Annotated in this window: 13 protein-coding genes and 1 pseudogene; 5 read left to right on the top strand and 9 right to left on the bottom strand. The window is 56.5% G+C overall.

What is annotated here, in order from left to right:
- Positions 1-78: 78 nt before the first annotated feature.
- The 4 genes and pseudogenes from lspA to ACP4QI_RS03145 all read right to left on the bottom strand — a co-directional run bounded on the left by lspA (position 79) and on the right by ACP4QI_RS03145 (position 4593).
- Positions 79-579: a signal peptidase II gene (lspA, locus tag ACP4QI_RS03160; protein ID WP_426495534.1), complete on the bottom strand. Its 501-nt coding sequence runs from the start codon at positions 577-579 to the stop codon at positions 79-81.
- Positions 579-3395, bottom strand: coding sequence for an isoleucine--tRNA ligase (ileS, locus tag ACP4QI_RS03155; protein ID WP_426495533.1), 2817 nt, complete (start codon positions 3393-3395; stop codon positions 579-581). The genes lspA and ileS overlap by 1 nt, the downstream gene beginning before the upstream one ends.
- A 33-nt stretch (positions 3396-3428) precedes the next feature.
- Positions 3429-4367: a bifunctional riboflavin kinase/FAD synthetase gene (ribF, locus tag ACP4QI_RS03150; RefSeq protein ID WP_156262885.1), complete on the bottom strand. Its 939-nt coding sequence runs from the start codon at positions 4365-4367 to the stop codon at positions 3429-3431.
- Between the two features lie 7 nt (positions 4368-4374).
- Positions 4375-4593 (bottom strand): annotated as a pseudogene (locus ACP4QI_RS03145) (DUF2575 domain-containing protein).
- 101 nt (positions 4594-4694) lie between these two features.
- Here ACP4QI_RS03145 and rpsT point away from each other — a divergent pair.
- Positions 4695-4958, top strand: coding sequence for a 30S ribosomal protein S20 (rpsT, locus tag ACP4QI_RS03140; RefSeq protein ID WP_012015991.1), 264 nt, complete (start codon positions 4695-4697; stop codon positions 4956-4958).
- Positions 4959-5015: 57 nt separating this feature from the next.
- On the opposite strand, the gene nhaR is transcribed toward rpsT, so the two are convergent.
- The 4 genes from nhaR to dnaK form a co-directional block, all read right to left on the bottom strand.
- A complete protein-coding gene (nhaR, locus tag ACP4QI_RS03135; RefSeq protein ID WP_285111118.1) occupies positions 5016-5915 on the bottom strand; it encodes a transcriptional activator NhaR in 900 nt (299 codons plus the stop codon).
- Between the two features lie 59 nt (positions 5916-5974).
- Positions 5975-7150 (bottom strand): Na+/H+ antiporter NhaA, encoded by a 1176-nt coding sequence (gene nhaA, locus ACP4QI_RS03130; protein ID WP_142488184.1) that lies wholly within the window; start codon positions 7148-7150, stop codon positions 5975-5977.
- 172 nt (positions 7151-7322) lie between these two features.
- Complete coding sequence (gene dnaJ, locus ACP4QI_RS03125) at positions 7323-8459, bottom strand: molecular chaperone DnaJ (RefSeq protein WP_142488183.1); 1137 nt, start codon at positions 8457-8459, stop codon at positions 7323-7325.
- 86 nt (positions 8460-8545) lie between these two features.
- Positions 8546-10465: a molecular chaperone DnaK gene (gene dnaK / locus ACP4QI_RS03120; RefSeq protein WP_142488182.1), complete on the bottom strand. Its 1920-nt coding sequence runs from the start codon at positions 10463-10465 to the stop codon at positions 8546-8548.
- A gap of 296 nt (positions 10466-10761) precedes the next feature.
- Between dnaK and satP the strand changes: the two genes are divergently transcribed.
- The 4 genes from satP to ACP4QI_RS03100 all read left to right on the top strand — a co-directional run bounded on the left by satP (position 10762) and on the right by ACP4QI_RS03100 (position 14588).
- On the top strand, positions 10762-11331 hold the full coding sequence (gene satP / locus ACP4QI_RS03115) for an acetate uptake transporter (RefSeq protein WP_156262884.1): 570 nt from the start codon (positions 10762-10764) through the stop codon (positions 11329-11331).
- Between the two features lie 255 nt (positions 11332-11586).
- Entirely contained in the window at positions 11587-12660 is a 1074-nt protein-coding gene (locus ACP4QI_RS03110) for a FecCD family ABC transporter permease (protein ID WP_142488180.1), read from the top strand.
- On the top strand, positions 12657-13433 hold the full coding sequence (locus ACP4QI_RS03105; protein ID WP_142488179.1) for an ABC transporter ATP-binding protein: 777 nt from the start codon (positions 12657-12659) through the stop codon (positions 13431-13433). Before ACP4QI_RS03110 ends, ACP4QI_RS03105 begins: the two co-directional genes overlap by 4 nt.
- A gap of 18 nt (positions 13434-13451) precedes the next feature.
- Entirely contained in the window at positions 13452-14588 is a 1137-nt protein-coding gene (locus tag ACP4QI_RS03100) for an ABC transporter substrate-binding protein (protein ID WP_426495532.1), read from the top strand.
- Positions 14589-14621: 33 nt separating this feature from the next.
- On the opposite strand, the gene ACP4QI_RS03095 is transcribed toward ACP4QI_RS03100, so the two are convergent.
- Positions 14622-15911, bottom strand: coding sequence for an MFS transporter (locus ACP4QI_RS03095; protein ID WP_156262882.1), 1290 nt, complete (start codon positions 15909-15911; stop codon positions 14622-14624).
- Positions 15912-16004 lie beyond the last annotated feature (93 nt).

Raw genomic sequence — 16004 nt, 5'->3', positions numbered from 1 at the left:
GGCGCTGCGCTTACCGGGCCTACGGGAGGCCACAAATTCTGTAGGCCGGGTAAGCTCAGCGCCACCCGGCATTTACAATTACGCCTGCTCTTTCGCTGCGGGTTTTGGCAGGAAGCCTTCCAGCACAATCAGCGCCGCACCGATACAAATCGCCGTATCGGCAAGGTTAAAGGTGGCGAAGTGCCATTTGCCGACATAGAAGTCGATCATATCGACCACAAAGCCGTGCCACAGACGGTCGAACAGGTTGCCCAGCGCGCCGCCAATGATCAGCGCGTAGGCGATGTTATTCAGCTTTTGCGTGGCTTTACCGCGGTACATCAGCACTGCCAGCACCACGCAGATACCAAGCGCGATACCCGCGAAGAACCAGCGCTGCCAGCCGCCGCTGTCAGCCAGGAAGCTAAACGCCGCGCCATAGTTGCGCGCATAGTGCAGATTAAGCGATGGGAACAGCGGAACCGTATCCCCCAGAGCAAAGTTCTGGAGGATCAGGTACTTGCTGCCCAGATCGATAATCAGCACGACCACTACCAGCCACAGCCAGCGCAGCCCTGTTGAAGAGAGTGATTTACTCATCAGGCAAACTTACGTTTTTCGCCATCACCGGCGACGTTGCTGACACAGCGTCCGCAGATCTCTGCGTGTTCCGCCACCTTGCCGACATCGGTAGTGTAATGCCAGCAGCGCGGGCATTTCTCACCATCGGCTTTCACCAGCGCCACTTTCAGCCCTTTGAGCAGTTCGCTCTGCTGGGCATCCGCGCTCGCGTCGGCATAATCCGCAACATTCGCCCCGGAGGTCAACAGGACAAATCGCAATTCATCGCCCAGTGCCGTCAGCTTCGCCGCCAGCTCAGGTTCAGCGTACAGGGTCACTGACGCTTCCAGAGAGCCGCCCACTTTCTTGTCGGCACGCGCCTGCTCGATCACCTTGTTCACTTCGCCGCGCACTTTCAGCAGCTCGTCCCAGAAGCTGTCGTTCATGGCTTCGGTCTCTGCCAGGCCAAACAGCCCCTGGTACCACTCGCCGGTGAAGACATACTTCTCACGATCGCCAGGCAGGTAGCCCCAGATCTCATCCGCAGTGAAGGACATGATCGGCGCCATCCAGCGCACCAGCGCTTCCGCGATATGGAACAGTGCGGTCTGGCAGCTGCGACGCGCCACGCTGTCCGCTTTGGCGGTGTACTGACGGTCTTTGATGATGTCGAGGTAGAACGAGCCCATCTCGATGGAGCAGAAACGCATCAGGCGCTGCACCACTTCGTGGAAGTCGTAAGACTCATAGGCCTTAAGGATATCTTCCTGCGCCGCTTGCGCGCAGCCTACCGCCCAGCGATCCAGCACCACCATCTCTTCCGGTTTCACCATGTCTTTCGCCGGATCGAACCCGTTCAGGTTCGCCAGCAGGAAGCGCGCGGTGTTACGGATACGACGATAGCTGTCGGCAGCACGCTTCAGGATCTCGTCAGACACCGCCATTTCACCGGTGTAGTCGGTGGATGCCACCCACAGACGCAGAATATCGGCGCCGAGTTTGTTCATCACATCCTGCGGAGAAACGGTGTTACCGATAGATTTGGACATCTTGCGGCCCTGCCCGTCCACGGTGAAACCGTGAGTCAGTACCTGGCGGTAAGGTGCCTTGCCCTTCATGGCGGTAGAGATCATCAGGGATGACATGAACCAGCCGCGGTGTTGGTCAGAACCTTCCAGATACATGTCGGCGGCGTGGCCGGCAAACTCCGGACGCACGTCAACTACGGAGGCGTGGGTAGAGCCGGAGTCGAACCAGACGTCCAGGGTATCCGGCACTTTCTCGTAGTTGTCCGCGTCAGCGCCCAGGATGTCGCGGGAGTCGAGATCCCACCACGCCTGAATGCCGTCAACTTCGACGCGTTTCGCTACTTCTTCCATCAGTTCCAGGGTGTTCGGGTGCAGCTCCTGGGTCTCTTTATGCACGAACAGAGACATCGGCACGCCCCAGGTACGCTGACGGGAGATACACCAGTCAGGACGGTTCGCAACCATAGATTCGATACGCGCCTGGCCCCAGTCCGGGATCCACTGAACGCCTTTGATCTCAGAAAGCGACTGCGCGCGCAGGCCTTTCTGATCCATGCTGACAAACCACTGCGGGGTCGCACGGAAGATGATCGGTGACTTGTGACGCCAGCAGCACGGATAGCTATGCTGCATTTTTTCAACGTGCAGCAGCGAGCCGTTGTCGCGCAGCATGTTGACGATGATGTCGTTGGCTTTAAAGACGTTGATGCCGTCCAGGGTCGGATACGTGCCTGGCAGGTAAGCGCCGTCCGGGCCAACCGGGTTAGCGATCTCCAGACCGTATTTCAGGCTGATATTGTAGTCGTCCGGGCCGTGGCCACCGGCGGTATGCACCGCACCGGTACCCGCCTCCAGGGTGACGTGATCGCCGAGAATTGCTGGCACATCGAAATCGAGGAACGGATGCTTAAAGCGCAAATGCTCCAGCTCGGCACCTTTAACGGTACCCAGAATGCTGTATTCGGTGATGTTCGCGCGTTTCAGCACGCTCTCCACCAGGTCTTTGGCCAGGATCAGCGCGCGGCCTTCAATCTGTACCAGCGCATAGTCGAACTCCGCAGAGAGGGAGATCGCGCGGTTAGCAGGCAGGGTCCACGGGGTGGTGGTCCAGATCACCAGCGAGATTGGGCCTTCTACGCCCGGCAGGCCAAATTTGCCCTGCAGCGCTTCCTGATCGACGCCTTCAAAGGCCACGTCGATGGACGGGGAGGTTTTGTCGTAATACTCGACTTCCGCCTCAGCCAGCGCAGAGCGGCAGTCCACGCACCAGTGCACCGGCTTGGCGCCTTTGTGCAGGTGGCCGTTGCCGATGATTTTGCCCAACGCACGGATGATGTTGGCTTCGGTTTTGAAGTCCATGGTCAGGTAGGGGTGAGACCAGTCGCCCAGCACGCCAAGACGGATAAAGTCTTCACGCTGACCATCAACCTGGGTCGCGGCGTATTCGCGGCATTTCGCACGGAATTCAGCGGCGGTGAACTTCTCGCCTGGCTTACCGAACTCTTGCTCCACTTTCAGCTCGATCGGCAGGCCGTGGCAGTCCCAGCCTGGAACGTAAGGCGAGTCAAAGCCCGTGAGGCCTTTGGACTTCACGATAATGTCTTTCAGAATCTTGTTTACAGAGTGACCAATATGAATGCTGCCATTCGCATAAGGAGGGCCATCATGCAGAATGAAGGTTTTTTTCCCTTTTTTGGCTGCACGGATGATGCCGTACAGGTCATCATCGGTCCAACGCGCCAGCATTCCCGGTTCACGCTTGGCGAGGTCGCCGCGCATCGGGAACCCTGTTTCCGGCAAATTCAGGGTTGATTTATAGTCACTCATCAGATTCTCGGTTCCGTATTTATATCTCAGGCATTAAGCCGGGTTTGATAGCCCAAAAATTTCGCGGGCTGTTAACTCATCTCTCGCGATTTGCGCTTTCAGCTCATCAAGCGAGGCGAATCGCTGCTCATTGCGTATTTTTTTACGCAGGATTACATCTATATGGCGACCGTAAAGGTCCATTACAACGTCCAGCAAATGCACTTCGAGCTGCTGGCGTACGCCAGCCACTGTTGGACGGGTACCAATATTGGCCACGCCGGGCAGAGGCTTATCGCCCAGCCCCGCCACTTCTACCGCAAAGACCCCTTTTACCGGGGAAACCTGACGGCGCAGCGGTAAGTTCGCCGTAGGGAAACCAATGGTGCGGCCCAGTTCATCGCCATGCACGACGCGCCCGGAAATTGAGAACGGGCGTCCGAGCAGCGTTGCGGCGGCATCCAGGTCGTCTTCCGCCAGCGCCTGGCGTACTGCCGTGCTGCTGATGCGTACGCCGCCTTCGCAAAAGGTCTGGGTGCTGGTGACGTCAAAGCCATACTCCAGGCCAGCCTTCTGTAATAGCAAGAAATCCCCCTGACGACCAGCGCCAAAGCGGAAATCATCTCCCACCGCCAGAAAGCGCACGCCGAGGCGATCGACCAACAGGTCGCTGACAAAATTTTGTGCCGTCAGCGCGGCGAAGCGCCGATCAAAACGCACGCACAGGACGTAGTCCACGCCGCACTGCGCCAGGTAACGCAACTTTTCACGCAGGCGGGTCAGGCGCGCAGGCGCCTTCTCGCTGGCAAAAAGCTCCAGCGGCTGCGGCTCAAAAATCATGACTACTACCGGCAGACCTCGTGCCCGCCCCTCTTCACGTAATCCCTGCAACAGCACCTGATGTCCACGATGCACGCCGTCGAAATTACCAATAGTCAGCACACACCCATGCGGGGCCTGACTGAGATTATGTATGCCGCGTATCAGCTTCATGACTGGCTCAAAACAGTGAAAATCGCCAAAGTATACCTTGTACAGCGGTTAAGGTTAACCGGCGATTGTTCACGCAAAACAGAAAGCCGTAATGATTTCATCAGGGTTGCCTTTCATAGCGAAAAAATCTGTCCGCAGATGACGATTTTTATGTCGAAAAGCTGTATTCAGGAGAGACAAGCTGGTAGAATCCTGCGCCATCACTACGTAACGTAGCGTCGCTCATTAACGGCGCTTATTTGCACAAATCCATTGACAAAAGAAGGCAGAGAGGGCATATTCCTCGGCCTTTGAATTGTCCACATAGATCATATTTGGGAGTTGGACTTGGCTAATATCAAATCAGCTAAGAAACGTGCCGTTCAGTCTGAAAAGGCTCGTAAGCACAACGCAAGCCGTCGCTCTATGATGCGTACTTTCATCAAGAAAGTATACGCAGCAATCGAAGCTGGCGACAAAGCTGCAGCGCAGAACGCATTTAACGAAATGCAACCAATCGTGGATCGTCAGGCTGCTAAAGGTCTGATCCACAAAAACAAAGCAGCGCGTCATAAAGCAAACCTGACCGCGCAGATCAGCAAACTGGCTTAATCGCCACTTGTTGTTGCTTGTTTAAAGAACCCGCTTAACGCGGGTTTTTTTATGTCTTCAGATTGCCGGAGGCGTAAACAGCGCCGAATAGTCACGGTTACAGATACGCTGCACCGCCGGATGCTGAATCATCCTTTCGGCAAATATCGCGTGATACTCCTCCATCACGTTATCCACCCTGCCAATCTCCCTAATCCTGATGTCCGAATAGAGATCCTGCGCGTAAAGCGTCGGGGCAACGAAGATCGCGTTATGCGCTTCGCCAAAGGCTTTCATCAGCGCGGCATCATCGAACTCACCCAGAATTTCCACTTTCAGCCCCTGCGAGTTAAACCAGTTCAGCAGCTTACGTCCGAGCATGGAGCGTCTGCCTGGCACCAGCAGCCGGCGCTCCTCCAGGCAGGCCGGGAAAGGTTTTTCCGGCGGCGGGTTAATACACCAGAAGCTGACGCCACACTCGCCTATTTTCACCGAGAACAGCCCTTCCTGCTGGGTGGAGTCGATCGGGCAGTCGGAGATAATCATGTCCAGCTTGTGCTGACTCAGCTGCTCCAGCAGCATCTCGTGGGTGGATTCAAAACAGCGCAGGTGGATCTGTTCATCCTCAACCACCGCCGCATCCAGCACGCCGCTGACCAGCCGTTTTGACAGCGCATCCGCGACACCGACGTCAAAGAGCAGGTTCGACTCTTTGCGATAGTTGACGATATCGAGCATCTCCTGGCTCAGGGTGAACATTTTGTCGGCGTAGCGAAACACCAGCTCGCCAAGTTCGCTGGGTTCGATCCCCCTCCCCTTGCGCTTGAATAACTTCCCCTGCAGACGCTCTTCCAGGGCTTTGATCTGCCCGGTAATCGTCTGCGGTGTCAGGTAGAGCGCCTCTGCAGCGCCGACAACCGAGCCCTCTTTATAGACATGCCAGAAGTAGTACAGATGGTTGTAGTTAAGATGAGACATACGATCCTCGCTCCCTGATAGTGTTAGTGGGAGGGCGGCCTGTCCCTCCCAAAGTCCCGTTACGCCGGATGCACCTGCCCCGACAATTTCATTTTCAGTAAGGCATAGCCAATAAACGCCGCCAGCAGCGACCCGACCAGGATACCCAGTTTAGCCCAGACGATAAGCTCCGGGGCATGCGGGCCAAACGCCAGCGTCGAGATAAAGATCGACATCGTAAAGCCAATCCCGCAGAGCACGCCAACGGCCATGATCTGCCGCCAGGTAGTGCCATGTGGCAACGAGGCCAGCTTCAGTTTCAGCGCCAGCCAGCAGAAGAGGCTGATGCCCAGCGGCTTGCCGATAAACAGTCCGGCAATGATCCCCAGCGGTAACATTGAGGTCAGCCCACCGAAGGTCACCCCTTCAAGGGAGACGCCCGCGTTAGCAAAGGCAAACAGCGGCAGGATCATAAAGGCCACCCACGGATGCAGGACATGCTCTAACTGCTTCGCCGGAGATTTTCCTCCCTGCGCCTTCAGCGGCACGAAGAAGCCAATAATCACTCCCGCCAGGGTGGCATGTACGCCCGATTTCAGCACTGCCGTCCACAGAACCACTCCCACCAGCACATAGATGCCGATCCTACGGACATTGAAGATATTCAGCAGCGCCAGCGCCGCAATGGCCGCCGCCGCAACGCCCAGCGACAACACCGACAGCTCGCTGGTGTAGAACAGGGCAATAATGATAATCGCGCCCAGGTCATCGATGATCGCCAGCGCCATCAGGAAGATTTTAAGCGCCATCGGCACGCGGTTGCCCAACAGGGCCAGAACGCCCAGCGCAAAGGCAATGTCCGTCGCGGCCGGGATCGCCCAGCCGTGGCGGGCAACCGGATCCTGATAGTTAAAGGCCAGGTAGATCAGCGCCGGTACGACCATCCCGCCGATAGCGGCAATCACCGGAAACGCAGCGCGCTGGCGGCTGGCCAGGGAGCCCTGTACCAGCTCACGCTTGACCTCCAGGCCTACCAGCAGGAAAAAGACCGCCATCAGCGCATCGTTGATCCACAGCAGCATGTTCTTGTTGATTTCCAGCACGCCGACGCGAAGTTCAACGGGAGTTTCCAGAAAAGCGTGATACAGGTCGCGGGTAGCGCCCAGGTTAGCCAGCAGCATTGCCAGCGCAGCGGCCAGAATAAGAATGATGCCACCGGAGGCCTCATTCTGGAAAAAACGGTGCAGAAGTTTCACTATTACTCTCTCTCTTTACGACAATCCCTCGATAAAACCATCATACTCGTGGAAATTCATCGGTAAAAGCAGGTTAACGTTGAGTATGCACTCAGTTTTTTCGAGCTATCTTTTCAACCATAAAAAAGCCCGGAATCGCTTCCGGGCTTTGAGAATAACGTCAGCTCACCGATTAGCGAGTCAAATCGTCAAAGAATTTTTTTACGCCATCAAAGAAGCTTTTGGAGCGCGGGCTGTTGTTCTCACCCGTTGGGCCGCCAAAGCTCTCCTGCAACTCTCGCAGCAGCTGCTTCTGTTTTTCATTCAGGCCAACCGGGGTTTCAACTACCACACGACACAGCAGATCGCCCTGCGCGCCGCCACGCACCGATTTAACGCCTTTACCGCGCATGCGGAACAGCTTGCCGGTCTGGGTTTCCCCAGGCACTTTCAGGTTTACGCGACCGTCAAGGGTTGGCACTTCGATTTCGCCGCCCATCGCCGCCATCGCAAAGTTGATCGGCACTTCGCAATACAGGTTGTTGCCTTCGCGTTCGAAAATCGCGTGCTGCTTCACCTGCACCTGAACGTACAGATCGCCTGCCGGTGCGCCATGTTCACCCGCTTCGCCTTCGCCAGACAGACGAATACGATCGCCGGTATCCACACCTGCCGGAATTTTAACGGACAGGGTTTTCGTCTTCTCAACGCGACCATGACCGTGGCACTTGTTGCACGGATCCTTGATCAGCGTACCGCGACCCTGACAGTGCGGACAGCTCTGCTGCACCGCAAAGAAGCCCTGACGCATCTGCACCTGGCCGGAACCGTGACAGGTAGGACAGGTCTGCGGCTTAGTACCCACTTTCGCGCCGCTGCCGTGGCAAATGTCGCACTCTTCGAGGGTTGGAATGCGGATCTCTTTCGTTACGCCGCGTACGGCCTCTTCCAGCGACAGCTCCATGTTGTAGCGCAGGTCTGCGCCACGGGCCGCACGCTGACGACCGCGGCCGCCGCCGAAGATGTCGCCAAAGACGTCACCAAAGATATCGCTGAAATCTGCGCCGCCACCACCAAATCCGCCGCCGCCGCCCATGCCGCCCTGTTCAAACGCAGCGTGGCCGTACTGATCGTAGGCCGCACGTTTCTGGGCATCGGTCAGGATTTCGTAGGCTTCTTTGATCTCTTTAAACTTGGCTTCGGCCTCTTTGTCACCCTGGTTGCGGTCCGGGTGAAATTTCATGGCCAGGCGCTTATACGCCTTTTTGATTTCACGCTCTTCCGCTGTTTTGGAAACGCCTAAAATCTCGTAATAGTCTTGCTTAGCCATCTTGTTTTATCTGCCCCTAACATGCGTGCACGGGCGGAGAGGAAACCTCTTCGCCCGTGCCAGTGTATTACCCGTTCAAAGGGCGATTATTTTTTGTCTTTCACTTCTTCAAACTCTGCGTCGACAACGTCGTCATCTTTCGCGTTGTTTGCAGAAGCGTCAGCACCCGCGCCAGCCTGCTGCTGTGCGTGTTGCTGCTGCGCGATCTCCATCAGCTTCTCGGAAACCTGAGCCAGCGCCTGCATTTTCGCTTCGATATCGGCTTTGTCTTCGCCTTTCAGGGACGCTTCCAGCGCGCTCAGTGCAGACTCGATAGCGGTTTTGTCGTCTGCTGGCAGTTTGTCGCCGGCTTCTTCAACCTGCTTACGAGTGCTGTGCAGCAGATGGTCACCCTGGTTACGGGTCTGAACCAGCTCTTCGAACTTACGGTCAGACTCGGCGTTTGCTTCCGCTTCGCGAACCATTTTCTGGATCTCTTCTTCGTTCAGACCGGAAGAGGCCTTGATGGTGATTTTCTGCTCTTTACCGCTGTTTTTGTCCTTCGCGGAAACGTGCAGGATACCGTCAGCATCGATGTCGAAGGTGACTTCGATCTGTGGCATACCGCGCGGTGCCGGGCTGATACCATCGAGGTTAAACTGACCCAGATCTTTGTTATCTGCGGCACGTTTACGCTCACCCTGCAGCACATGGATGGTTACCGCAGACTGGTTGTCTTCAGCGGTAGAGAACACCTGGCTGTGCTTGGTAGGGATGGTGGTGTTTTTGGCGATCAGCGCCGTCATCACACCGCCCATGGTTTCGATACCCAGAGACAGCGGGGTAACGTCCAGCAGCAGTACGTCTTTAACTTCACCGGTCAGCACGCCACCCTGAACGGCAGCACCGATAGCAACGGCTTCGTCCGGGTTAACGTCTTTACGCGGCTCTTTACCAAAGAATTCAGCCACTTTCTTCTGAACCATTGGCATACGGGTTTGACCACCCACCAGGATTACGTCCTGGATTTCGGAGACGGACAGACCCGCATCCTGCAGAGCAACTTTCAGCGGCTCGATGGAACGGTTAACCAGGTCTTCAACCAGGCTTTCCAGTTTCGCGCGAGTCACTTTGATGTTCATGTGTTTTGGACCGGTGGCATCTGCAGTGATATACGGCAGGTTCACGTCGGTCTGCTGCGCAGAAGAGAGCTCGATCTTCGCTTTTTCTGCGGCTTCTTTCAGGCGCTGCATTGCCAGTGGGTCGTTACGCAGGTCAATGCCCTGATCTTTCTTAAATTCGTCAACGAGGTAGTTGATCATACGGCTGTCAAAGTCTTCACCACCCAGGTGGGTATCACCGTTGGTCGCCAGAACTTCGAAGGTTTTTTCGCCGTCAACTTCGTCGATTTCAATAATAGAGATATCGAAAGTACCGCCACCGAGGTCATATACCGCGATAGTACGGTTGCCGACTTCTTTATCCAGACCGTAGGCCAGCGCCGCTGCGGTTGGTTCGTTGATGATACGTTTGACTTCCAGACCCGCGATACGGCCCGCGTCTTTGGTTGCCTGACGCTGAGCATCGTTGAAGTATGCAGGAACGGTGATAACCGCTTCAGTTACCGCTTCACCCAGGTAATCTTCAGCCGTTTTCTTCATTTTCTTCAGCACTTCAGCAGAGATCTGCGGCGGTGCCATTTTCTGACCTTTAACGTCAATCCATGCGTCGCCGTTCTCAGCGCCGATGATTTTGTACGGCATGATGGCTTCATCACGCTGCACTTCTTCGTCCTGGAAGCGACGGCCAATCAGGCGTTTGATCGCAAACAGGGTGTTTTGCGGGTTTGTCACTGCCTGACGTTTAGCCGGCTGACCAACCAGAGTTTCACCATCCTGGGTATAAGCAATGATAGAAGGCGTGGTGCGATCGCCCTCGGCGTTCTCCAGCACACGTGCAGTAGTGCCATCCATAATCGCTACACAAGAGTTGGTAGTACCCAGGTCGATACCAATAATTTTACCCATCTAAACGTCTCCACTAAAAATTCAGTCAACATGTGGTTGTGTACCTGTAATAAGGGCAGAAGGTGCTTTTTCAACTGCCCAGATTTGAATTTTTTCAGGTCCACACACTGCGGTTGACTACAAGATGGGGTCGCAACGGCATGCATCAAGGGGGAAGGATAAAAAAATTTTTAATTTCACCCTGATTAGATCATAGACGGCGTTGATGGCGCCCATTATGATGCCGCGCCCCGCCAGGGAGAATTGGCGTGGGATTCACCATTTCACCATATTAATGATGATTTTTTTGAGGACTTATGGGCAACACTAAGTTGGCTAATCCGGCTCCGCTGGGCCTGATGGGTTTCGGCATGACCACCATTCTGCTGAACCTGCACAATATCGGGATGTTCCCGATGGATGGCATTATCCTGGCGATGGGCATTTTTTACGGCGGTATCGCACAGATCTTCGCGGGCCTGCTGGAATATAAGAAAGGCAATACCTTCGGTTTAACCGCATTCACCTCTTACGGCTCGTTCTGGCTGACTCTGGTCGCCATTCTGCTGATGCCGAAAATGGGTCTGACCGAAGCGGCTAACCCACAATTCCTGGGCGTCTATCTGGGCCTGTGGGGCGTGTTCACGCTGTTTATGTTCTTCGGCACCCTGGTAGGTAACCGTGCGCTGCAGTTCGTGTTCCTGAGCCTGACCGTGCTGTTCGCCCTGCTGTGTGTGGGCCACCTGGTGGATAACGGCGAAGCCATTATCCACGTGGCGGGCTGGATTGGCCTGGTCTGCGGCGCCAGCGCCATCTATCTGGCGATGGGTGAAGTACTGAACGAGCAGTTCGGTCGCACCATTCTGCCGATTGGTGAAAAACACTGATCCCCCTTCGTGCCCGCCCTGCGGGCACGAAATCGTCTCCCCTGTGTATGCCCCTTCGCGTTTAAACCCGGTCAATTTTCAGCCACAACAGAAACGATGATTAAACGGGATGGCAATAATCACCTTATTCAATTGATAAGCATTATCATTGCTATTAGTGTGGCCCGGCGCATCCCTGATAATGGATATCAGGCAGTACCCGACATGGAACGCAAGGGGATGAAACGATTCTGTTGTGTTGCATAAGGTTAACTGATGAATTCCAGCCTTGCCGCCAGCGATCACACTGGCGAATCCATTATTGCGTCACATTACCGTAAGGTTCTCATCCGGCGCTTTGCCCTGGCAGGGGTGCTGTTCTTCTTTATTATTTGCTCCCTGATCCTCGATTTCACGCTTGGTCCGTCAGGCATCTCCGTTTCCACTCTCTGGCATACCTTAATCAACGCCGCCGCGGCCGACGCCGGGACGCGGGTGATCGTCTGGGAGCTACGGCTGCCGTTCGCCCTGATGGCCGTCGCCGTCGGCATGGCGCTGGGGCTGGCCGGGGCCGAGATGCAGACCATCCTCAATAACCCGCTCGCCAGCCCGTTTACGCTTGGTGTCTCCTCTGCTGCCTCTTTTGGTGCCGCCCTGGCGATTGTGCTCGGTTTAGGCATTCCCGGCATTGCCGATAAGTGGTTCATTCCGGCGAATGCCTTTGTCTTCGCTCTGCTGGCCTGCTTTATTCTGGACGGCATCAGCCGCTGGACCCGCGTGGCGACCTCCGGCGTGGTGCTGTTTGGTATCGCCCTGGTCTTTACCTTTAACGCACTGATTTCCATCCTGCAGTTCGTTGCCAGCGAAGATACCCTGCAGGGGCTGGTCTTCTGGACGATGGGCAGCCTGGCGAGAGCCTCATGGGATAAGCTGGCGATCCTGGCCGTGGCGCTGCTGATTATCGTGCCGCTGTCGCTGAAGAACGCCTGGAAATTGACGGCGCTACGTCTGGGTGAAGATCGTGCCGTCAGCTTTGGTATCAACGTGAAAAAGCTACGCCTGTCGACGCTGTTACGCATCAGTATTATCTCGGCCCTGACGGTCGCCTTTGTCGGCCCGGTCGGCTTTATCGGCCTGGTGGCACCGCATATCGCCCGCATGATGTTTGGCGAGGATCACCGGTTTTATCTGCCCGGCAGTATGCTGATTGGCGCGCTGGTGCTCTCCCTGGCCTCGGTATTTTCCAAGAATATCGTTCCCGGCGTCATTATTCCCGTGGGTATCGTCACCTCGCTGGTGGGCGTGCCGTTCTTCCTCAGCATTATTATCCGTAACAGGGGGAACGTATGACCGAGGGCCTGCGCGTCCGCGATCTGCACACCGGCTATCGCAAGAAAAAGATCATCAGTGGGCTGAACACCCCATTGCTCCCTCGCGGGCAGATCACCGCCCTGCTGGGGCCGAACGGCTCGGGGAAATCCACCCTGCTGCGCGCTCTGGCTGACCTCAACCCCGCTCAGGGAGCGTTACAGCTCAACGGCGAAGATCTGATGACCTTGCCCGCGGCAAAACGCGCGCAGAAGGTAGTTTATCTGCCGCAATCATTGCCGCAGGGGGTACATCTGCATGCCCTGGAGTCGGTCATCGTCGCCCGCCGGGCCAGCGGCAGCCCTTCTGGTCGCAATGTCGAACAGGAAGCGTATTCCATTCTGGAAAAACTGGGCGTCGCCCATCTGGCGATGAGCTTTCTCGACCAACTCTCCGGCGGACAAAAACAGCTGATTGGCCTTGCCCAGTCCCTCATCCGCGAGCCGGATCTGCTGCTGCTGGATGAACCCTTAAGCGCGCTCGACCTCAACTACCAGTTCCATGTGATGGATATCGTCGCCCGCGAAACGCGGCTGCGCAATATCGTCACCGTCGTGGTGATCCACGACATCAACATTGCCCTGCGCCATGCGAATTTTGCCCTGATGCTGAAAGGCGGCGAGCTGATTGCCAGCGGCCTGCCGGGTGAGGTTGTCACCCCCGCCAATCTGGCGACGGTATACGGCGTGGATGGCCGGGTTGAATACTGTTCCCGTGGGCTGCCGCATGTGGTGGTCGACGGGTTAACGCCATAAGAAGAAGACGGGGAAAACATGACGCTGAAAAAACTCATTGCCGCCGCAGGCGGCCTGGCACTGTTATTTTCACCTTTACTCACCCAGGCACAGAGCTGGCCGGTGACGGTGAAGGATCTGGATAACCGCACGGTCACTGTTGAACACGAACCGCAGCGCATCATTCTGCAGGACGGACGCGACATCTTCGCTCTGGCCCTGTTGGATCGTGATAACCCGTTCTCCAGAGTAGTAGCGTGGAACAACCTGCCGAAGAAGCAGGACACCGAAACCTGGAACGTTCTGAAGCGTAAATGGCCGGAAGCGGAGAAAATCCTCGACATGAAGTTTTCCGACCAGGGCAATGTCGATCTCGAAACGGTGATCTCCCGCCAGCCAGACCTGATGATTGCCCAGCTGCGCGCTAAACCGTCGCTGGTGCAGACCGGCGTACTGGCACAGCTAGAGGCCCTGCATATTCCGGTTGTCTTCGTGGATTACGAACTGCACCCGGTGGAGAATACCCTGCCGAGCATTGCCCTGCTGGGTAAAGTCATGGGCCAGACCGACCGTGCGCAGGCCTATATCGATTTCTATCAGCAGCGTCTGGATAGGATCCACCAGCGTCTGGCAACGGCCAGCAAAAAACCGCTGGTCTTTATCGAACCGATTGCCGGTGTGGGCGGGCTGGATAACGGCTGCTGCTTCACCCACGCGCGTAACGGCTGGGGCGGGCTGGTAGAGGCCGCAGGCGGGACCAACATCGGTTCGCAGCTGCTGCCGGGGGCAACCGGGAATATCGCGGTGGAAAAGATTATCTCCCTCAACCCGGATTACTACCTGATGACCGGCTCAAAACGTCCGGGCAAAGGCACGGCGATCATCCCGTTTGGCTATAACGTCCCTGCAAATGATGTCAGCGCAGCCTTTACTGCCCTGCTGACGCGTCAGGGCGTCGCCAGTATTCCGGCCGTCGCGCAAGGCCACACCGGGGCGCTCTATCACCACTTCTACAACAACCCGTACAACATCGTCGCCATCGAGACGCTGAGCAAAATCTTCTACCCGACGCTGTTTAAGGATGTGGATCCGCTGGCGGACTACCACGCCATTATCAAAAACTTTACCCACATTCCGGATGACAATATCGTCCTGAGCTTTACCCCGTCGCACTAACAAAAAGGCCGGGCACATTGCCCGGCCTTGTCTTCATCCGGCGAGGACCGGCGCTTCTACGGGTTTCTGGCGCAGCCAGATGCCTAACGCCAGCCCCATCAGCGAGAGCGCCAGCACGTACCAGGCGGGCGCCATAGGCGACACGCCCATCAGCAGGGTAACGGCTATCGGCGTCAGCCCGCCGAAGATGGCATAGGAGACGTTATACGAGAAGGAGATCCCGGTGAAGCGCACTTCCGGCGGGAAGGCGCGGACCATGACGTACGGCACGGCCCCCACCACGCCGACGCACAGCCCGACCATGCCGTACAACAGGAACAGCTGCTCAGGATGGCTGCCCGCCAGGTGATAAAATGCCCAGCTCGCCCCGGCAAGAAGCAGGCTGCCGATGATAAAGGTCAGGCTGGAACCGATACGATCCACCGCCAGCCCGGCAATCAGGCAGCCGAAGCACAGCATAATGGTCGCGATGCTGTTGGCCTGCAGCGTTACCGCCGGGGCAAAGCCATATTGCTTTTGTAGCCAGACCGGCGACATCAAAATCACCACCACGATGCCCGCCGACAGCAGCCAGGTGAGCAGCATTGACACCACCACCGCTTTTCTGTGTCTTACCACCACCGCTTTGACCGGCAGCTCCTGCGCCAGCGCCTTGCGCTGCTGCATTTCAAGGAAGACCGGCGTCTCCTGCAGCCAGCGGCGCAGATACATCGCCACCAGACCAAAGGCACCGCCCAGCAGGAACGGAATACGCCAGCCCCAGTCGTGCACCGCCTGTTGGGTCATGCTGGTGTTCACCAGCGTCGCCACAACCGAGCCCAGCAGAATACCGACCGTCAGCCCTGCGGTCAGCGTGCCGCAGGCAATGCCGATCCGCCGGGCCGGAACATGTTCCGCCACAAAGACCCAGGCGCCAGGTACTTCCCCGCCAATCGCCGCCCCCTGCAGGATCCGCATCAGCAGCAGCAATACCGGGGCAATAATGCCCATCGATGCATAGGTCGGCAGCAGGCCGATAGCCAGGGTCGGAACGGCCATCAGCAGAATGCTGAGGGTGAACATCTTTTTGCGTCCCACCAGGTCGCCGAAGTGGGCCATCACGATGCCGCCCAGCGGACGCGCCAGATACCCGGCGGCAAAAATGCCAAAGGTCTGCACCTGACGCAGCCATTCAGGGATATCAGCCGGGAAGAACAGCGCCCCGACGACAGCCGCGAAAAAGACGAAAATAATGAAGTCATAAAACTCCAGCGCGCCGCCGAGTGCGGCCAGCGTGAGAGTCTTATAATCCTGACGATTGAGAGGCCGGTTGTAATGTGACATAGCGAACCATTATGGGCTGAATTGTTGAGTTATATTTACAGCTATCGTAAAGAAAAAATTACTATACCGTAAATCAATTAGCCCGCTACTGCC

It is taken from the genome of Leclercia sp. TB492 (assembly GCF_049974505.2).
GTDB classification, from domain to species: domain Bacteria; phylum Pseudomonadota; class Gammaproteobacteria; order Enterobacterales; family Enterobacteriaceae; genus Enterobacter; species Enterobacter adecarboxylatus_C.
Note: the sequence above shows the minus strand (reverse complement) of the source record. Positions and strands in the feature narration are given on the sequence as shown.